Origin of the sequence: Glutamicibacter sp. MCAF14 (assembly GCF_052114325.1) — a bacterium.
GTDB classification, from domain to species: Bacteria; Actinomycetota; Actinomycetes; order Actinomycetales; family Micrococcaceae; genus Glutamicibacter; species Glutamicibacter arilaitensis.
This window is the reverse complement of sequence record NZ_JBFREO010000001.1, coordinates 96214-116673: the sequence shown is the minus strand read 5'-3', so window position 1 is coordinate 116673 and position 20460 is coordinate 96214. Positions and strand designations below refer to the sequence as shown.

Annotated in this window: 14 protein-coding genes; 12 read left to right on the top strand and 2 right to left on the bottom strand. The window is 55.8% G+C overall.

The window, feature by feature from the left end:
* The first annotated feature begins 235 nt into the window (after positions 1–235).
* From AB4Y71_RS00550 to AB4Y71_RS00520, 7 genes are all read left to right on the top strand, one after another.
* Complete coding sequence (locus AB4Y71_RS00550; RefSeq protein ID WP_441717174.1) at positions 236–1420, top strand: cytidylyltransferase domain-containing protein; 1185 nt, start codon at positions 236–238, stop codon at positions 1418–1420.
* 12 nt (positions 1421–1432) lie between these two features.
* Entirely contained in the window at positions 1433–2326 is an 894-nt protein-coding gene (locus AB4Y71_RS00545) for an N-acetylneuraminate synthase family protein (RefSeq protein WP_013350699.1), read from the top strand.
* Positions 2327–2402: 76 nt separating this feature from the next.
* Positions 2403–3410 carry a glycosyltransferase family 2 protein gene (locus tag AB4Y71_RS00540; RefSeq protein ID WP_441717172.1) on the top strand — a complete coding sequence of 336 codons (1008 nt, stop codon included), beginning with the start codon at positions 2403–2405 and terminating at the stop codon, positions 3408–3410.
* Positions 3407–4750, top strand: a complete 1344-nt coding sequence (locus AB4Y71_RS00535) for a polysialyltransferase family glycosyltransferase (protein WP_441717170.1) — start codon at positions 3407–3409, stop codon at positions 4748–4750. Before AB4Y71_RS00540 ends, AB4Y71_RS00535 begins: the two co-directional genes overlap by 4 nt.
* 8 nt (positions 4751–4758) lie before the next feature.
* Positions 4759–5772 (top strand): hypothetical protein, encoded by a 1014-nt coding sequence (locus AB4Y71_RS00530; protein WP_223261403.1) that lies wholly within the window; start codon positions 4759–4761, stop codon positions 5770–5772.
* 8 nt (positions 5773–5780) lie between these two features.
* A complete protein-coding gene (locus AB4Y71_RS00525; protein ID WP_441717168.1) occupies positions 5781–7013 on the top strand; it encodes a DUF6716 putative glycosyltransferase in 1233 nt (410 codons plus the stop codon).
* Positions 7014–7308: 295 nt separating this feature from the next.
* Positions 7309–8394, top strand: a complete 1086-nt coding sequence (locus tag AB4Y71_RS00520) for an inositol-3-phosphate synthase (protein ID WP_013350704.1) — start codon at positions 7309–7311, stop codon at positions 8392–8394.
* Between the two features lie 185 nt (positions 8395–8579).
* On the opposite strand, the gene AB4Y71_RS00515 is transcribed toward AB4Y71_RS00520, so the two are convergent.
* Positions 8580–8702 carry a hypothetical protein gene (locus tag AB4Y71_RS00515; RefSeq protein ID WP_013350705.1) on the bottom strand — a complete coding sequence of 41 codons (123 nt, stop codon included), beginning with the start codon at positions 8700–8702 and terminating at the stop codon, positions 8580–8582.
* 584 nt (positions 8703–9286) lie between these two features.
* Complete coding sequence (locus tag AB4Y71_RS00510; protein ID WP_441717166.1) at positions 9287–10738, bottom strand: CCA tRNA nucleotidyltransferase; 1452 nt, start codon at positions 10736–10738, stop codon at positions 9287–9289.
* Positions 10739–10862: 124 nt separating this feature from the next.
* Between AB4Y71_RS00510 and AB4Y71_RS00505 the strand changes: the two genes are divergently transcribed.
* From AB4Y71_RS00505 to trxA, 5 genes are all read left to right on the top strand, one after another.
* Entirely contained in the window at positions 10863–11402 is a 540-nt protein-coding gene (locus tag AB4Y71_RS00505) for an NUDIX domain-containing protein (protein ID WP_013350707.1), read from the top strand.
* Positions 11386–13149 (top strand): murein biosynthesis integral membrane protein MurJ, encoded by a 1764-nt coding sequence (gene murJ / locus AB4Y71_RS00500; RefSeq protein ID WP_441684891.1) that lies wholly within the window; start codon positions 11386–11388, stop codon positions 13147–13149. The genes AB4Y71_RS00505 and murJ overlap by 17 nt, the downstream gene beginning before the upstream one ends.
* A 123-nt stretch (positions 13150–13272) precedes the next feature.
* Complete coding sequence (locus AB4Y71_RS00495; RefSeq protein WP_441717165.1) at positions 13273–14874, top strand: hypothetical protein; 1602 nt, start codon at positions 13273–13275, stop codon at positions 14872–14874.
* A 100-nt stretch (positions 14875–14974) separates the two neighbouring features.
* On the top strand, positions 14975–15940 hold the full coding sequence (gene trxB, locus AB4Y71_RS00490) for a thioredoxin-disulfide reductase (protein WP_134778996.1): 966 nt from the start codon (positions 14975–14977) through the stop codon (positions 15938–15940).
* A 28-nt stretch (positions 15941–15968) separates the two neighbouring features.
* Positions 15969–16292: a thioredoxin gene (gene trxA / locus AB4Y71_RS00485; RefSeq protein ID WP_013350711.1), complete on the top strand. Its 324-nt coding sequence runs from the start codon at positions 15969–15971 to the stop codon at positions 16290–16292.
* The last annotated feature ends 4168 nt before the right edge of the window (positions 16293–20460 follow it).

The following is a 20460-nucleotide window of genomic DNA, read 5'->3' as shown; positions in this document are numbered from 1 at the left end:
CCCAGCCTAAATGTTCTGCCCCCGAGCACCGTCTTACACGCTCATGTTTCATTATTCGCTTTGATCATTTACGCACTTCCGGTTCACCTGAACCCTGTTCCAATCCCCCGAACACTAACGTAAAACGCTTGCTGACCTCACATTCAGCAAATAGTCAGGTGATTACATCGGCACTTCACCGTGCGTTCACCCAGATACCCCCTCTTGGTTAACTTGTGCCCATAGCGTCTTACTCGTGAGCAAAACCAATCAGCCAAAAGCCATGGCCATCATCCCCGCTCGGGGAGGATCCAAGGGCATCCGGCTCAAGAACCTGCGTGAGATCGGCGGCAAGTCGCTGCTGGGACGCGCAATCGAATCAGCCAAGGCCGCGACGGCAGTCAGCGACGTCGTAGTCAGCACCGACCATGAGCAAATCAAGGCCGAAGCACTGCGCTACGGAGCTACCGTCATTGATCGACCGGCAGAGATCGCCGGCGATACGGCCAGCAGCGAATCGGTTCTGCTTCACGCATTGGACAATGCGCCAACCCAGCTAGAGGTCACCGTATTCATCCAGTGCACCAGCCCGATGATCGATCCGAAGGACCTGGACGCAGCTATCGCAACCGTGTCTTCCGGGCGAGCAGATGTGTGCTTCGCAGCGGTTGCCGATCACGGTTTCCATTGGGCACTCGATGCCCAGGGCGAAGCGGCCGCCGTGGGGCATGACAAAATGCACCGCCCGCGCCGCCAGGACCGCGAACCCCGCTTCCGCGAAACCGGAGCCTTCTATGCCATGGAAACCACCGGGTTCCGTGAAGCAGGGCATCGCTTCTTCGGACAGGTCCGGATTCAAGAAGTTCCCGCAGAGCACGGCATCGACATTGATACCGAAGCCGACCTGCAGCTGGCAGAACTGACCGTTCCCGCCAGCCAGGAACCAATTGAAGTGGATGCGGTCATCACTGATTTCGACGGGGTGCACACCCCGGACACCGCGTATGTCGATGAGCACGGGACAGAAACCGTGCGCGTCTCCCGCTCCGATGGAATGGGAGTGGCCCGGCTACGGGCCGCCGGAGTGAAGTTCCTGATTCTCTCCAAGGAAACCAACCCTGTTGTCGCTGCCCGCGCCGCCAAGCTGAAGGTGGAAGTGGCCCACGGCATCGAGAACAAAGCCGAATATCTGGCGCGCTGGCTTGCCGACGAATCCATCAACCCGGCTCGTGTTGCCTACGTAGGCAACGACATCAACGACCTGGGTGCGATGGCACTGGTTGGCTGGCCGATCACCGTGGCCGACGCCCAAGACCAAGTACACCGGGCTGCACGCCACCGGCTGACCCGCAAAGGCGGGCATGGCGCGGTACGCGAACTAGCCGAACTAGTTCTCGCCGCCCGCTCAGCTACCAAAATTTCTCCAAGTTTCACCCACTGAAAGGCAATAACCATGACCTCCATGACTACTGACATCAAGCCAGTTGCAATCGGCGAATCGCTGCTCGGCGCAGGCCAGCAGGTCTACGTCATCGGCGAGATCGGCATCAACCACAATGGCGACATCGAGATTGCCAAGCAGCTGATCGACGTTTCGGCTGCTGCCGGCGCCAACGCAGTGAAGTTCCAGAAGCGCACCCCGGAGATCTCCACCCCGATGGACATGCGCGACAAGATCCGCTCCACCCCATGGGGCGACATGACCTACCTGGACTACCGCTACCGCGTCGAGTTCGACCAGGCCCAGTACAAGGAACTCATCTCCTACGCAGCTTCCAAGGGCCTGCACGCCTTCGCTTCGCCATGGGACGTTCCATCGGTTGAGTTCATGGAAGAACAGGGCGCAGTCACCCACAAGGTCGCTTCCGCATCGGTCACCGACATCGAGCTGCTCAAGGCTCTGGCCCAGACCGGCAAGCCAATCATCTTGTCCACCGGAATGTCCACCATCGAGCAGATCGACAAGGCCGTGGAAACCCTGGGCACCTCCAACCTGGTGATGATGCACGCAACTTCCACCTACCCGCTGCCTCCTGAGGAGGCCAACCTGCGCATGGTCGAGACCCTGCGCGACCGCTACCAGGTCCCAGTGGGCTACTCGGGCCACGAGCGCGGCCTGCAGATCTCGCTGGCTGCTGTCGCCCTGGGCGCAGTGACCGTCGAGCGCCACATCACCCTGGACCGCACCATGTGGGGCTCGGACCAGGCATCGTCCCTGGAGCCAAAGGGCTTCGAGTCGCTGATCCGCGACATCCGCATCCTGGAGCAGGCCATGGGTGACGGCGTGAAGAAGGTCTTCCCAGGCGAGCTGGCACCGCTGAGCCGCCTGCGCCGCGTCGACGCCTAAGCACGCCAACGTATCCGGCGGTTGGACTCACCGACGGGTCCAACCGCCGTTTATTTTTGTCTGCATGAGGAAGGCCGTGAAGAGCACAATGACTTTGATCCCCGGGCGCATTTCCGTGGTTATCCCCGCCTATAACCAAGAAGCATATATTTGTGACGCCCTGTCATCACTAGTCCGGCAGAAGCTGGGACGCTGGGAGCTTGAAGTGCTCGTCGTCGACGACGCTTCTGATGACCAGACCGCGGCCCTGGTCCGCAGCCACCAGGACCAGCTGCCTGGCCTGAAGCTGATTTCACTGACTGAGAATGCCGGTGTCTCGGCTGCCCGCAACGCCGGCTTGGAGCAGGCCACCGGCGAATACTTCACCTTCCTCGATCCAGATGACTGGTACTCCCCCGAGCACCTGGAAACGCTGGCCGAATCCTTGACGGAACTGCACGTGGACTTCGTGCGTTGCGATCATGTGCGGGTCACCGGCACCAACCGGGTCATCCACCGCGCCCCGCAGGCCTTGCGCGGCATGCCCCTGCATCCGGCCGATGACATTGAGCCGATCGATTCTCCCTCCATGGTGGACTACGCCTTTGTCTGGGCCGGGATGTACCGCACCGAGCTGATGAGCGCCCGCGGGCTGATGTACTTCGATGCGCAGCTGCACAGTGCCGAGGATCGCCTGTGGCTGTGGAAGCTGCATCTGAATACCGAACGCTATGCCGTGGTCTCCTCGCCCGGGGTGTTCTACCGCCGTGGACTGCCAGGCTCGCTGACCCAGGTCTTCGACCATCGGCAGCTTGGATTCATTCAGGCCTACTCGCAAATCCTCACCGAAGTGCGCCTGCACCCGGACGCAGATCGCCACCTGCCCAAGGCGATGCGCCAGTTCTTCGCCATCGTGTGCCACCACGAGAAGCGCGCGAAGAACTACCCGCCTGAGGTCCGCCTGGAAATGAAGCAGAAGCTGCGCCAGGTCTTCACCACCATTGATGCCCCGATGGCCCGCCAAGTCGCCCTCGAGATGGACGTTGCCCGCCGCCGCCATATTCTCTCCTTCCTCCAGCCAGGCCAGATAGGGGTTGCCAAGTGATCGCACTGATTGAAGCCAGCAGCTACTTCCAGCTTGCTTCTCTGGCCGCCATGGCCGATGCAGGACTGCTCCCCGAAGCAGATGAACGGATCCTTGTCCTGGCCAACGGCTCGCAGGTACCGGAACTGACTACCGCGTTGGATGAAGTGCCGGGCTTTGACAAGCTTGCGGCCCGTTTTGACCGCGTCGTGGATTTCGCGGCGCTGAGCGCACCGCGCCGCCCGGCACAGTTCAACCCGCGTGAAGACGAACTGCATATCTTCGAACGCCTGTTGCGCAGCGCCTGGGATCTGGATGATGAACCGCTGACCTTGGTATTGGAATCAATCCAGGTCAATCCGGCCCGGGCATTGGCACGGATTTTCTTCGATGCCCAGCTGTGGATTCATTCCGACGGTCTGATGTCCTATGGCCCCACACGCAACCGACTTCCCATGCCACTGCGCCAGCGCATCATGGGTACCATCCATGTGGATCTGGTTCCCGGACTGCAGCCTCATCTGCTCGCCGAGCTTCAGCCACGGCGCGAGGTCCTGTCCACCGAGAACCTGGCTGGGATCTTCAGCGAACTGGCCCATGGAGCAGAATTCGACCTGCCTTCTTCCAGCGCACTGATCCTCGGGCAATATCTGGGCTCTTTGGGCTTGATGGATGCCGAGGAAGAATTCGAGCTGCACTTGGAGATGCTCAACGAAGTATCGCGGCGCGAAATTTCCACCGTCTTATTCAAGGCCCACCCTTCGGCCAGCGCCACCTCGGCTGCCCGGCTGGCTGCCGCTGCGAAGGACATGGGATTGGATTTCCGGCTGCTGAACACCGACCACCTGGCCGAAACCGTCATTGCCGCGGTGCGCCCTGCTGTGGTGATCTCTTGCTTCTCCACCGGATTGGCCACCGCCAAATTCATCTTGGGCACCGAGGTCTACGCGGTGGGTACCGGCATGCTGTTGCAGGCCCTGGCACCCTATGAGAATTCAAACCGCATCCCGCTGTCCATCATCCACGCGCTGTTTGTCCAGGACTTGCCGGTTCCCAAGCACAGCGGTGCGGAGGATCGCCTGTCCGACCTGCTGCTTGCCGTCGCCTACTGCATGCAGGCTGCCCAGCTGCCTCATCTGCGTAAGCAGGCTGAATCCTTCCTGGCCGCGCACTACCCGGAGTTCTCGGCCCATTTCAAGCGCCGCCGCATCACCAAGCTCGAGCTGCCTCCGCGCTGGGCGCACATCAGCTCACGCCGTTCACTGCCTTCGAAGGTTCGTGGCGCATCGCGTCGTGTACTGCGCCATGGGTCTAAACGCCTTGATACGCTTTCCAAATCCCTGGGCCGACTGGCAAAATGACCCTCACCATGATGAAACTGACTCAACATGACACCAACGAGGTCCCGCGTCCCCGTTTCGGCACGGCACACGTTTGGGTCGAGTCGCCATTGCAGCTGCTTTCTGCGGTGGAAACGCACGCTGCCGGGCTGCTGGGCACCGACATCCGGATCATTCCCCGTCATGGGATGCCACTGGAAGCCACGACCGAAGCGATGCTGCGTCATGCCCCTGCCGGGGTGCAGTTCGAGCCGGCGGCGCGTAAACCACCACAGCCCAAAAGTGCTGCCGAACGGTACGTCACCGGCGACGCCTACTCAGGCAAGATCCAACGTGCCTTGCTCGCCGGAGTACGCGCCAAAGAAATAGTGATCATCGATGATGGCATGGCTACGCTGGCACTGATCAAGCAGCTGATTTCCGCTGATCCGACTCCGTTGGTGCGTGCCCGAACCAAGAATTCTGCTGCGCGAACGGCCATGGGGTTGGCCGCTTGGCATCGTTTGCGCCAGTTGGCCCGCGAAGATCGTTTGCTGATCGTTTCAGCGCTATATGTCGACCTCGAATCCCGGCAGAGGATGGCTGATCTGGGCATCAAATTCGCGCAGCACAAGTTCGAGTGGCTCGCGACGCAGCCGGTGGCTGAGAAGTTCACCGAACCTACCTTGCTCATTGGTTCTGCCATGGTCGCCGACAACCTGATTCATGAGCAGCCGTATTTGCAGTGGATCGAAGAGATCGCTGCAGAAGGTCCGGTTGCCTACTTCCCGCATCGCCGTGAAACTCCCGAATTATTGGCGAAGATTTCCACCATTGACCAGGTGGTGCTCAAGGAGCACACCATTCCCATTGAGATGCGTTTGCGAGTTTTGCGCCCGGGCCAGGAGATCCGCGCCTTGCCCTCCACGGTAATTCCTTCCCTGCGCCTGTTGCTGGGTCCTGATTCCCGTTTCCTCTATCCCCAGGCCGTTCCCGATGGCTGGTGGACTGCAAGTACTCCCATTGAGCTGCGCGAGCACCTATCTAGTTCACTGAAGGTGTGACTGCCCTGATGAAGCCTTCAATTCTTGCCATCGCCGACTCGGATTCCTATCTGAAACTGGCAACAAGTTTCTTGCACCGCTTAGGTCCTGGTTGGGACCGCAAGGTGTATCTGGCGCGCACCCCGGTGATGCCAACTGCCCAGCAGATCGCCGCTGCCTTTGAAGGCACCGATCTTGATCCTGCCGCCTTGCAGGTGGTTTCGGTATCGCAGTTGGAAGCTGACTCCGTCGATGAAGATATTATTTTTGCCTCGGCCACCGGTCCAGTTGTTGCCGAGATCTACTCGCGCATGCTGCGTACCGAACCGACAGATGGCCGCTGCACCGCACTGATCTCGGCACTGCCTGGCGTTGCCTTTCCCGCAACGCAGAAGGGTTGGAATTATCGTCGAGCCGGCGATGCTTTCATCTGCCACTCGCATGCTGAAGCGCGGGATTTCTCATTCATGACCGAGGGCCAGCCCGGGCACCAGCCGACAATCATGGTCAGCAAGCTGCCGTTCTTGCATTCTGCAGGCTTTCCTCCAGAACAAAACCACGTGGTCGACCGCTTGGTGTTCGCCCCGCAGGCGAAGGTGCCCGCTGAACAGAGTGAACGCGAATCAATCTTGCTGGCTCTCGAGCAGGCCAGCAAACTGAATCCAGAGCTCGAGGTGGTAATCAAGCTGCGCGCCAAGGCTGGCGAACCACAGACTCATCTTGAGGCCTTTCCCTACGACTCGCTGTTCACCAAGCTGCAGTCAGAGCATCGAATCAGCAAGGACTCGCAGCTTCGCTTTGATACCGGTTCAATGAGTGAAGCACTGGCAGCTGGCAGTGCTCTGGTCACGGTATCCTCAACTGCTGCACTCGAATCCCTGGATCGAGGTCTGCCGACTCTGATTCTCTCGGACTTTGGTGTCAGCGCTCAGATGATCAATACGGTCTTTACCGCTTCGGGCGTGATCGGCACCTTGGATGATGTCGTGGGCCTGAACTTCGGCGAACCCAACAAAGCATGGTTAAGGGAAAATTACTTCCACAGGGTTGACCACAGTTTCATCCATGCCCTCGAGGTGCTCGCGCAGCGAGCTCGAGCCGGGAAACTGCAAACTGATCTGCAGATGCTGGCTTTTATCCGTCGCCAGCCATTGCGCCATCGACTGAGAACCACTTTGCCTTCGCCTCTAGTCAAAGTATTGGTGAAGTTGCGACGCTATTTCAGGCAAGCACGCAGAAATGGTGCAAATTCATTGTCATGAGTAAAACTCACTTTATTCATGAAGGGCATTCTAACGTGCTGCAGCACAATCAGTCATGAGTGTATTGCATCTAGCTCTCGTACGTTTTTGCAAACTTCGGCAGTGAACCGAAGTAAGAGCCCTGCCACTTTGCCCTATCCAAGCACAGTTTCCCGAGAGTTATTCGGTGATAACGGGCACGATTGGGAATGTTTGGGCTCCATTAAGACTTACGATCAATATGGGTCATTTTGCGGGACACGCTTTCGCGCGCCCGAATGTCCAAAGGATTTATACATTTCAATAAGGAGTTCATGTGTCGGCGAACCCGATTCGCGTTGCCATCGTAGGCGTAGGCAACTGCGCCACTTCCCTTATCCAAGGTGTCGAGTACTACCGAAACGCCGATGCTGATGCCACCGTTCCCGGTCTCATGCACGTGCAGTTCGGCCAGTACCACGTTGGCGACGTTCAGTTCGTTGCTGCCTACGATGTCGACGCCAAGAAGGTCGGCCTCGACCTCTCGGAAGCCATTCTGGCCAGCGAGAACAACACCATCAAGATTGCCGACGTTCCAACCACCGGCGTGACCGTTCAGCGCGGCCACACCTTTGACGGACTGGGCAAGTATTACCGCGAGACCATCGAAGAGTCCGACGCGGCTCCAGTAGATATCGTGCAGTCCCTCAAGGACAACAAGGTCGACGTTCTGGTCTGCTACCTGCCAGTTGGCTCCGAGAAGGCTGCCAAGTTCTACGCGCAGTGCGCCATCGACGCCGGCGTTGCTTTCGTCAATGCACTGCCAGTATTCATTGCCGGAACCCCGGAGTGGGCCCAGAAGTTCACCGATGCCGGTGTGCCAATCGTTGGCGATGACATCAAGAGCCAGATCGGCGCAACCATCACCCACCGTGTGATGGCGAAGCTGTTCGAAGACCGCGGCGTGGTCCTGGACCGCACCTACCAGCTGAACGTCGGCGGCAACATGGACTTCAAGAACATGCTCGAGCGCGAGCGCTTGGAATCCAAGAAGATCTCCAAGACCCAGGCAGTCACCTCGAACACCTCGGCCGCCCTGGGCGAAGACGATGTTCACATCGGTCCAAGCGACTACGTTGCTTGGCTGGATGACCGCAAGTGGGCCTTCGTTCGCCTGGAAGGCCGCAACTTCGGCGACGCTCCAGTGAACCTGGAATACAAGCTGGAAGTTTGGGACTCGCCAAACTCGGCCGGCGTGATCATTGACGCTGTTCGTGCAGCGAAGATCGCTCTGGACCGCGGCATCGGTGGTCCGATCCTGTCGGCATCGAGTTACTTCATGAAGTCGCCACCAGAGCAGTACGACGATGAGAGCGCACGCAACAAGGTGGAAGCCTTCATCCGCGGTGACATCGAGCGCTAAGCCTTAGCAATAGGCAAAGCGATGGCCAGGACCGAAAGGTCCTGGCCATTGTTGCATCCAACCTTGCCGTGGATGCGGAAAGCCCGCCGGCTTGAAGGCCGGCGGGCCTCTTGGAAATACCTAGCGAGTTCATCTTGTGTACCTCAAATTCTAGTTAGCTGACAACGGTAATGGCGTTGTCAGCCTCAGCGAATCCGGAAGTACATTTCTGCTGGCACGTGGTTCTTCAGCTCACGCTGACGCATGCTGCGATGGAATTCAGTGCTATCGAGATTGGTGAACTTGCGCTTGCTTTGACGCTTTTTCATTTATTCTCCCTCCCTTCGGTCAGTGTCGAAGGGGCGGGAAGATCTTGGCGCGTAGTTGAAATTGCGCGAGCTTTCAGGCTTTCTGGACCTGCGAAGATTAATTCCGAGGTGCGAACTGCCCGTTGAGCGGACGAGGTGAACAGTGGGCTGGACATGAAAAAAGTTCCTAAGGGAGAGAGTCGAATACTGACCTGCAACCTCAGGAACTTAGGCGGGATTTACCTTGGGTTAAAAATCCGCTAGTCCGGAGGTTGGGGAAATGTACTTGCAAAGACGAGTCATACGAGAGAAGCCATTAAATCGCGCTCCGCGATGAGTCTCTGTGTACCAATTGGTATTAATCATTTCGCCACCTCCTAAAATCTGTTCTCGGCCTAACCATGTATTCCATGGGGCCTCTTTGGAATAATTTCTCGATCCGCAAGTCTCATTGAGACTTCCCAATCACAGTATTCAGCATACATGGATTTAGCTGTCCGTGCTACAAATTAGCGCAAAATATTTAAGAACTTTTCCCGGGACGAGAAAAGCACCTGAATCCTTCCGGATTTCAGGTGCTTTTGCCTTGACGGTCAGGTCAAAGATTACTCTTCGGTAGTCAGATTTTGAGCTTCAGGCTGCTCTTTCCACCAGTTCCGCAAGCGCTCGATGGCAATTTCTTCACCCAGTGGGCCTTCATCCAAACGCAGTTCCAAGAGGAACTTGTACGCGCGGCCAACGACCTTGCTCGGCTTGATATCCAGCAGGCGCATGATCTGCTCGCCATCGAGGTCAGGACGAATGGACTGCAGTTCTTCTTGCTCGGCGATCTTCGCGATGCGCGCCTCGAGGTCATCGTAGGCAAACCCCAGGCGGTCAGCCTTCTTACGATTGCGCGTGGTGACATCCGAACGGGTCAAGCGGTGCAGGTGCTCGAGCAGATCTCCCGCATCAGTGACGTAACGGCGTACTGCGGAGTCAGTCCAGCCAGCCTCGCCGTAGCCATAGAAGCGCATATGAAGCTCCACCAGGCGTGCTACGGCCTTGGTGGTGTCCTTGTCGAAACGCAGTGCGCGCATCCGTGCCTTGGTGAGCTTGGAGCCCACCATGTCGTGATGGCGGAAGGACACTGCGCCGCTTGGTTCAAATTTTCGGGTCGCAGGCTTGCCGATGTCATGCATCAGCGCAGCGAAGCGCAAAATGAAGTTCGGACCGGGGACCGGCCCGTCGTCATCGGTTTCCAAGGCGATCGCCTGTTCCAGCACGGTCAGCGAGTGCTGGTAGACATCCTTATGGCGGTGGTGCTCATCGATTTCCAAGCGCAGTGCCGAAACTTCGGGCAGCACCTTGTCCGCCAGACCCGATTCCACCAGCAGATTAATGCCAGCTCGCGGGTCGGCGCCGTTAATCAGCTTGATCAGCTCATCACGGACACGTTCAGCGGAAATGATGTCGATGCGATCGGTCATTTCGCTCATGGCTTTGCGAACTTCTGGGCTTACTTCGATTTTCAGCTGCGAAGCGAATCGAGCAGCTCGCATCATGCGCAGCGGATCATCAGAGAAGGAGATATCCGGAGCTCCAGGAGTGCGGATGGATCCATCTTCCAGGGAACTCACTCCGTCAAAGGGATCTACCAGCTCGAGCAGCGGCAAGCGAAGTGCCATGGAGTTCATGGTGAAGTCACGACGGAACAGATCGTCATGCAAGTTATCGCCAAAAGCGACGATCGGCTTACGTGATTCCTTGTCATAGGCATCAGCGCGGTAGGTCGTGACTTCTAAGGTGTGTTCGCCCTTTTTGAAAGCGATAGTTCCAAACTCGCGTCCCACATCCCAAATGTTATCGGCCCACCCTGAGATCACCTTGATGGTTTCTTCCGGACGTGCGCTAGTAGTGAAGTCCAGGTCCGGGGATACCCGTCCCAAGTACAGGTCGCGAACCGGTCCACCGACTAGAGACAACTCATGACCCGCCCGAACAAAACGGTCGGCCAAGTCGAAAATGACCGAGGGCAGGATTTGACGCAACGCGTCAGGTGAGGGAAGTGCATGCATAGTTACTTAAGCGTGCCAGAAATCTGGGAAGAATGCTTGAAATTTCGGCGAAATCCCCTGCGAGATAACTTACTCATCCACGTCGATCAGGCGAGGAACGGTACTTTCTCGATAGAGTGGTTCCATGAAACGTCCGATCCCGTCTGCCCCAAAGCGCACCCCATTGACTGCGTCAATGGCTCATGCGCAGGCAACCGGCGGCCACACGAGCCTTCCCACCGTGGAAGAGGTCTCCTCCGGTGGCATCGTGATCGACTTCAATGACCCAAGTTTCCCCGTGGCAATTATTGCCCGGTACAACCGTGGCGGACGATTGGAATGGTGCCTGCCCAAGGGCCACCCGGAGGGCGTGGAAACCAATGAGGAAGCGGCAATCCGCGAAATCGAGGAAGAAACCGGCATCGCCGGGCGCATCCTCGCCCCGCTGGGCTCGGTTGACTACTGGTTCACCGTGACGAATTACCGTGTGCACAAGACCGTGCACCATTTTCTACTGGAAGCTACCGGCGGACATCTGACGATCGAGAATGATCCCGATCATGAGGCCGTCGATGTTGCCTGGGTGCCTCTGGGCTCCCTGGGCAAGCGCCTGTCCTTCCCTAATGAGCGCCGGATCGCTGATCTGGCACGCGAGGTCCTTACAAAGCATGTCTCAGGTTCCTAATTCATCTGCCGGCTCCGATCAGCCACACACCGGAGCCACGGACGTAGTCGCCGAACCTCCACAGCAACAGCACACAGCGCAGCCAGCGGGTTCGCGCTCCAAAATTTATGCCCTGATGGCCTCCGGCACGATGGTTTCCCGCGTACTGGGCTTCGTGCGAACTGCCTTCCTGGCAATGGCCATTGGCTCGGTGACTTCGGTTGCGGACATCTTTGAAAAAGCCAATGTCATTCCAACCATCATCTACATGCTCTTGGCTGGCGGCATTTTCAATGTCGTGCTCATCCCGCAGTTGATCAAGGCTTCCAAAGCCAAAGACCGCGGTGCCGCGTACACCTCCAAATTAGTCACGCTGACCGTGGTGGGCATGGGAATCCTGACATTGATTCTCACCCTCTGCGCCAAGCCATTGATTACGGTGCTCACCAATAACTGGACCGAGCCGATGATCGCGTTGGGAACGGCCTTCGCCTACTGGTCGCTGCCGCAGATCTTCTTCTATGGGCTCTATGCTGTGCTGGGCCAGGTACTGAATGCCAATGGCCGTTTTGCCGCGTTCTTGTGGGCTCCTGCGGTCAACAACGTCATTCAGCTGATCGTCATTGGCGCCTTCATCCTGACCTTCGGAGCTTATTCTTCGGGTGATCCGATGCAGGACTGGAGCAGCGTCAAAACCATGTGGCTGGCCGGCGGCGCCACCTTGGGAATCGTATTGCAATCCGTAGTACTGTTCTGGCCATTGAAGAAGACCGGGCTGAAGCTCACCTTGGACTTCCAATGGCGCGGCATGGGGCTGCGCCACGTGGGCAAGCTGGCCATCTGGACCCTGGCGGCCATGGTGATCGGCAACCTCTCCTCACTGGTCTATTCCAAGATCGTTTCTGGAGCTACTGCCGCTCGAACGCACCTGCCGGCCGAACAGGCTGCCTCGGTGGCCGGCGAGTATGCGTTGAATACCTCGCAGCTGATCACGGTGCTGCCGCATTCGCTGTTCGCGCTGACCGTTGCCACCGTGCTGTTCAATGACTTCGCCCGTGCTTTCACTGAGAACCGCCGCAAAGACGTTGGCAAGCTGCTGAATCAGGGCATGCGCTCCACCGCCATTCCTATCGTGTTCTGCACCCTGGTCTTCATCGTGCTCGCTGGTCCACTGGGGCGGTTGTTCGCAGGCAGTTCCGAAAATGCAGCACAGGCGGCCGGAGCCCTTGGCCAATTGCTGGTGCTCACCGCGCTTGGCCTGCCATTCAAGTCCCTGCAGTTCTTCATGCTGCGTGTTTTCTATGCAGAGGAAGACACGCGCACCCCGATGCTGATCCAGTCGGCCACAGCGGCTGTGGGACTGGTCCTGGCATTCCTAGCTGCTGCCTTGATCGATCCGCTTCATATCGCCGCCGCGATTGCCTTCATCTACGGGTTGACCAACGTTCTAACCTGCATCGGCACCCACTATCTGATCAAGCGTCGCTACGGAAACTACGGTGTTTCCTCGGTTATCGACACCTATATCCGCGTTGGATGGATGGCCACGCTCTCCGCCGGCATTGGCGTTGTGGCGCTTTGGCTGCTGGGTGGATTCAACTTCGGATTCGCCTACGACTCGGTGTTTACCGCTCTGATTTCGGTGGCTATCGTGGCCTTTGTAATGGGTATTGTCTTCATTGGCCTGCTCTACAAAACCAAGGTTCCCGAGCTCCGTGGCTTCCTCGGTCCGATCCTTCGCAGAATCCCAGGGCTCAAAGGCAAATAATCCACGGAAACTTGCCAGTGATTCTGGGCAAATGGGCACCAAATAGCCTGTTCCGACCGGTAACATGGCAGGTGGTAGTCTGCGGACTGCCACCGAACCAAAACCAACCCCTTGGAGATGCACGTGTCGCAGCCAATTGATGTCGGCTCAGTCCTCAGCGGTCGCTACCAGGTCACCGAGAGCGTCCTTTCATCAGCTGAAGGAGACTTGGTACTCGGTGGCGTGGATCAGGTACTGAACCGCACGGTCAGCATCATGGTGGCTTCCGTGGAGAACTCTTCGCAGTTGGCAACGAGCGCACGTGAAATCGCCATGGGCGAGCGTGCTTCCAACGTACAGGTTCTGGATCTGGGCATCACTGACTCCAACCAGACCTACCTCGTGGCCAACACCGCGCGTTCCTCAGATCTATTGGATCTGGTGTTGGAAACCGACGACGCTCCATACGTAGAACCGTTCTTCACCGACACCTTGGGCACCGAGATCTTCGGCGAGTCCCGTCAGGCCGTCCCAGAGACCTACGAAGACGACAACGAGTACTACGAACAGCTTCAGTACGATGACGAGCCGGAACACCAGGGCAAGATCGGTTCGGCCTTGGCTGGCGGCTTCGCTGGTCTGAAGAACCGCTTCGGCAAGAAGAATCAGGAACAGCCTGGCGAAGAAGAGCAGTTCGACCAGACCGCACCTAATGAGCAGGTTCCTGCAACCGTGGCTACACCGGTTGCACCTGTAGAAAAGCCAAAGCCACAAGACAAGCCAAAGGTCTCCCGTCTGGAAGACGAGGACGAACCAAATGTCACGGCAACTGCAGCTTTGGCGGCTGCGGCCCAGTCCAAGGGCAATTCGCCGGCTAAGCCTTCAAAGGAGCCTGCTGAAGCCAATAAGGCTGCGCAGGAAGAAGAGAAGCCAGCCAAGAAGAAGGGCGCCGCTGTTGCCGGTGCCGCCACTGGCGCTGCTGCGGGTGCTGCAGCTGCCGCTCCAAAGGCTTCCACATTCCCAGCTGCTGCCAAGAATGCTCCTGCCCAGGATCCACAGGTGGATGAGCAGGACGAGGAAGAGAGCGGTTCGAAGGGTACCCGCCTGCTGGTAGGTGCCGTATTGCTCATCGTGCTGGTAGTTGCCGTAGTCTTCGCCTTCAACTTCCTTGGTGGCGACAAGAACACCACTGCCGATAGCACTTCGCCAACTTCCGTGGAATCCTCGGAAAAGCCATCTGAGTCGGACAAGGAAAAAGAATCCTCTGAGCCGTCTTTGCCTGCCCCTGAGATCGCTGACGTATCCCGTCTGGTTCCTGGAAATCAGCAGCTGAATTCCGAAACCGATGACAGGTTGAGCAAGATGATCGACGGCAATGCCTCGAGCGCCTACGCCACCTACTCCTTCACCACCGCTGACTTCGGCGGCTTCGCTTCAAACATGGTCTTCATTTTGGAGTTGGAAGAGAAGTCAAAGATCTCCGAGGTCAATCTCGAAGGCCTGAACGGCACCGGCGGAGACTACGAAATCCTCGTAGGCGAATCCGATGATCTAGGCGACGCCAAGTCCGTAGCCAAGGGTTCGTTCTCCGGCCCTTCGGTCTCGGTCACCGTCAAGGGCGACGACAAGGATCATATGGAAGGGAACCACGTGTTCCTGAACATCACCGAGCTGCCTCGCAAGGCATCCGGTGGCAATGATTCGCGTCCATTCGGTCTCCAGATCGGTGAATTCTCCGCCAAGTAATAGAAGCGGAATTTTTTACGAAAGCAATGCGTTGAGGTGGATAGTGAGGTAAGACCTTGCTATCCACCTCGCATTATTAGAACGAAAGGGTTCTACCCCCGTGACTTCAGCACAGAACGAAGAAATCCGCGATGTCATCATTGTCGGCTCGGGTCCTGCCGGTTACACCGCCGCGATTTACACCGCCCGTGCAAATCTGAACCCGCTGGTTATCGCTGGCTCCGTCACTGCTGGCGGCGAACTGATGAATACCACCGATGTGGAAAACTTCCCTGGATTCCCTGAAGGCATCATGGGTCCAGATCTCATGGACAACATGCAGAAGCAGGCAGAACGCTTCGGCGCTGAAATTCTCTTCGATGATGTCACCGAGATGAACCTCGAAGGCGAGATCAAGACCCTATCCCTCGCAGATGGTACTGTCTACCGCGCGCGCTCCATCATCGTCTCGACCGGCTCCGCCTACCGCGAGCTCGGCCTGGAAGACGAGAAGCGCCTCTCCGGACACGGCGTCTCGTGGTGCGCGACTTGCGACGGTTTCTTCTTCCGCGAGCAGACCATTGCTGTGATCGGTGGTGGCGACTCAGCCATGGAAGAAGCCCTCTTCCTGACCAAATTCGCTGCCAAGGTCATCGTGGTGCACCGCCGCAATGAGCTGCGCGCCTCGAAGATCATGGCAGACCGCGCCCTGGCCCACGAGAAAATTGAGTTCATCTGGGACTCCGAAGTTATCGGCATCAACGGCGCCGACAAGGTCGACGGCCTGGTCGTGAAGAACCGCAACAGCGGCGAAGAAACCACTGTAAATGTCACCGGCATCTTCGTAGCCATCGGCAATGACCCACGCGTGGATCTGGTCAAGGACCAACTGGAGCTCACTGCCGAAGGCACCATCGCCGTCGATGGACGTACCTCGAAAACCTCGCTTCCTGGCGTATTCGCTGCCGGAGACGTCATCGATTCCACCTACCGCCAGGCCATCACCGCGGCAGGCTCGGGCTGCGCCGCAGCCCAGGACGTGGAGCACTACCTGGCCAACGTGTCCGAAACCCTCGCTACCGCCTAATAGTTTTCTCAGAAAGGGGTTGTCTCTCATGAGCAACGCAAAAGCAGTAACTGAAGCAACCTTCCAGGCTGAAGTCCTGGATGCCGACAAGCCAGTCATCGTCGATTTCTGGGCTGAATGGTGCGGCCCTTGCCGCCAGCTCGGTCCAATCCTGGATCAGATCGCAGAAGAGCACGCTGCGAAGGTTGACGTCGTGAAGGTCAACGTTGATGAGAACCAGGCCATCGCCGCAAAGTACGGAATCACCAGCATTCCTGCTGTATACGTATTCAAGGGTGGCGAGCACGTCGCGACCTCGATCGGTGCTAAGCCAAAGGCAGTTATCGAGAAGGACTTCGCCGAATACCTCTAAGTCGAAGAACTGATTGAAGTGAGGATCGACCTAGCGGTTGATCCTCACTTCTTTTTTAACCAAATATTTTCAGCAGTGGCTTAACGCGGGCCCTTTTACACCCTTACCCCAGTCCAGGTTAGGCAGTTTCTGATTCGAAGGCTGTCTTGGCAACTGGCAGCAACTATACAAATTAAAGACTTTGTTTTTGAATTAATTCACGATGAAAAAGCTATAAAGCTCCCAAGATCAGATATTTTTGGTCCCCCAACCCGTTCCCTAGTTTCGAGCCTCACGCATGTATGGTTGCACGTCTTCGTTTCTTCTCGAGCAAGAATCATACTCACGTCGATCCATCACTAATTCTGGGTTTCTGATTTACCGTGTTCCTTAAGATCAAGAATTTCGTTGTTCTGATGCCATGAGTCTAAACGGCAAGCGTCTCTTGTTTTGAAAAGGCCCTACGATAGCTTCTTGTTGTTCAGTTCCAAGTAACTCAGTTTCGACGCTACAAGCGGTGGCCGCCGGCTCCATGTTTCCTAGGTCGAACACAAGATTTTTTACTCAGCCAATGATTGCCAGAGTATGTCTCTTGAGAGAGCTACCAGCTGCTCGTGGTGGTAGACGCTCTTCCTATGGTGGCGATTCTAAGAGATATTGCAGGAATCGATCATCTTTGCGTACGCCGATACCTGCGGATTTTACTGCCCACTTTTCCCCGGCATTCAGTGTCCAGGTCCATGCGAGGGTACATTGAATCAGAGTTCCCAAGCTGCGATGCCGAGAGAATGTATATCTTCCCTAATATTCTTCGCCTTGATCGTGTGGCCTGTCCAAGGCTCTCTCCTCCATCTCGACGCATAGAATCAGCGGTTCAAAGTTGTCCCACGGACCCTCACCTGGAGCCCAGGACACTTATCGGTCGTCAGCGTGAAGAATCCACTGGACCATACTCTGCAACTTCACTAATGATTGAACTGACGATTCAGGAACGGCCACGATCGGTCCCACATTGCAGGCTAAAACTCCGAATCTCGGATTTGAGTGGCTGCAAGGATTTGATTCGTCCTTTCCTTGAACCTCAGAATCCATAGATCTCTGACAATGCTGAACACACCGGGAAGTTCCCATCATCCCTGGACAATGTAGGTGGTTTCCTCATGACGATTTCCTGTCGGCAATACGGTCCAGCATAGGTTACTCAGACTGCCCGGAACACGATGGTGCGCATGAAGAACCAAAATCTGAGTATGAGTACTATCCTTCGCGTATATCTAACGATTCACCGGCAACATGCGACCCTGGTAGAAAACTAAACATGTTGATCCATTTCATTCGATGAGCACCCCTAAAGTACCTGCGTTCTATCTCGCAGTGGAGTGTTTCTATGAGATCTGGTTCCTGCGAGCTAACACCCTTAAGGCAGCATTCCCCTGGAAAACCCGACGTGCGAGCTTCCACGAAGCCATTTGCAGAGTAGATGCTCTTGTAAATGACACTTCTGAAAGTTCGTATTGCGTCTAAAAACGTATCGCTCATAAACCCCTGTCAATAAGCTTGGTTCCTCAATCCAGCTTCACGACCCGCACTGGTTGCACTGAACACCCGTCATAGCTAATTCCTTCTGGGAGTTATCGACAAACCAGCTACATCCTCTAGTCCCCCAGTAGACCTACGGCAGCCTGCATAAAGGTCTGTATCTAGGCAGCGACAGTTCGCATCGTGCGCTTGGAAATAGCCGCTCCATTAACGTGGGGGAAGCTGACAACTGTGCGAACTGAGGTAGGCGACCTCTACGCCCCCTGAGGCGACCTATCAGAGTCCGAAATGCCCGATGTCACTCCGGAGGCCGTTCAGGTACGCATTCCAGGCCCTTGTGAGGTTTCTAGCAAGCTTCGGGGTCATTAGCCTGTGGTTTGTTGGCCTACTGACGGCTCATCAACGCTTGGGGGTGCTCGGTTCTCGACGCTCCAGACTACTCCAGTCACCCTGGTCGGTTACATGAGTATCTGATTCCTTGAGCGCTCACCCAATGGCATTTTCTAGATCTCAGTCTTCCCAGTGAACCTGCGGCTACTAGGATCTGTTCTTATTCTGACTCGCGAAGTTGTCCACCGCTCCCCTTTTTTCCATGGTCTCAGCTTCACTAACTATGTTTCGGGGTAGGTTCTAGAATTTGCCGTCTACTTCAAGGTCAAACCGACAAGCCTGACGCCTAATCTACGTTCGAACCTTCGCGGGGATAAATTTCAGTATCTTTGCAAACGATCAGTTTGTTTCACGTGAAACAAGGATCGAATCATCTTTCGTTCAATGATGCGTCGCTGAGCGGACTAATGTTTCACGTGAAACGAAGCTACTAACCAAGTTCAAGGGAGAGTAAGTTCGAGGTTATTGCTTTATACCTATTAATGGTTGACCAAGTCTAGGAAGCGTTAGGTACATCAGAACGAATTCAGGTGTCTTCTTCCTTCGGTCTTTTGGACCCGGCAGAATCACGAACGACATGGAGAACAATACGTCGGTACACATTTGTCGGCCATGTTCGCACTAGTTCGAACCCAGGAGACCAACCTTCGTCGGCTAAACAAATGATCGCAGCCAAAGAAAGACTAGAGACGTTCTGCCAATTCTGAAGCGGGTAATCAGTAAACAGCAAACAGTCCGTGTTCAATTTTTTGACGTCTGTTGTCGAACGATTGACGACAAGACGTCGACCTCCTGGTCCTCCGTCTTACGTCAATGGCGGGCTAGCGCACCTTCAGGCATATGGTGCCGTAGGGCTATACACAAATGTGTCGTTCGGCAGAAGTCCGATTACAAGATTCCCGCATCAACCGCTATGAGCTCCGGCCTCAAACCATTACTATCCACAAACTAGGCACCAACGACCTATTGCACCAAGATATGTAGAACGCTCCTACTAAACCCTTGAAACTGGATACGAGGTATTCGTTCTCGGTAACTGTGGCTTACGAGAGGGGGAGCTTTATATACGTATATGGCGGTCGCAATGACAGTAGACGAGACGTTTCACGTGAAACATTAGACTCTCGATTCCCGCTTCGCGGTCTTGGCCGTATAATCCGGTAAAAACTATATTGGCTACTATTGCCCTTATACGGGGTCAATGCCGAAAAAGAAATCCAGAAGTACGCAACCTTCCTCCACAGAGCACATGGCTCAATTAATCCATTGCGCGGCAACGTGAACATATGAATCAACTTCAGAGTAACGAGACTGGAATAGACAAACGATGTCCACCATCTTCCTTTCAGCGAAACGGGGTTAGCTACACTCCCCCGCATACAAGGACGATGGTTGTCCTGAAGGTCGCCGGCGATCTTCCAACAACACGTGTGGAACAGATGCAATGACATCATATGTTCCACTTCGAGGTCCTCATGCTCGGCAAACCTATGACAAGCTCTACCGTAATTTTTATCAGGAGTTGGACTCATAGTTGCTTGTTGGACGTTCGTACCAGTGCGAGTTCACCAAGATTAAAAATGATCGTTGTAGCCCAGTCGGGCGATAAGAATTGCAGTCATCCTAAAGCGACGTACAACTATATTAATTTGAGTGCCTAGGCATTGAGGTGCTTCGTGTACTTTATCTCGATGTATTCAAGATAAGTTCGCGTTTCATTCTTAACTTCCGCACACTTTGCCCCATTTCTTTGTTGGGCTTCCATAACCGGGTAAGCGCTGTTGCACTTCATTACCGGTATCTACCAGCATCCAAGTCATCACTAAACCAGTTATCCGAGAATCTTCTTAGGATCAAAGGTGCCGTCGCAGAAGGATACCGTGGTTTCTCCTCTTCTGCGCCGAAACCAATCATCGATGAAAATGCTGCATGGATGTTCAACTGTCGTATCAGAATAAATAATTGACTCATTCAGAGCCACCAAAATTTCGGTTCAGAGCTAACCTCGGGCAAACAGTAATATTCTCGAACAGATCCACCGGATATTCTCTTTCAGAGCCACTCCGCCTAAGCTCCTCCCAGCATGCATCAGCTTGTGCGGTGGACTGAGCCATTTTCAGTGATGCGAAAGTTCAAAACGAAGCGAAAACTCCAGTCTCTCTCCGACGATTTCATTGCACACGCCATCGCGTCGATGCAAGGCGTCTACCGCAACAGCGCTTATTCGTGGATCCGGTTACCACCAGAAATGGTCATTGCG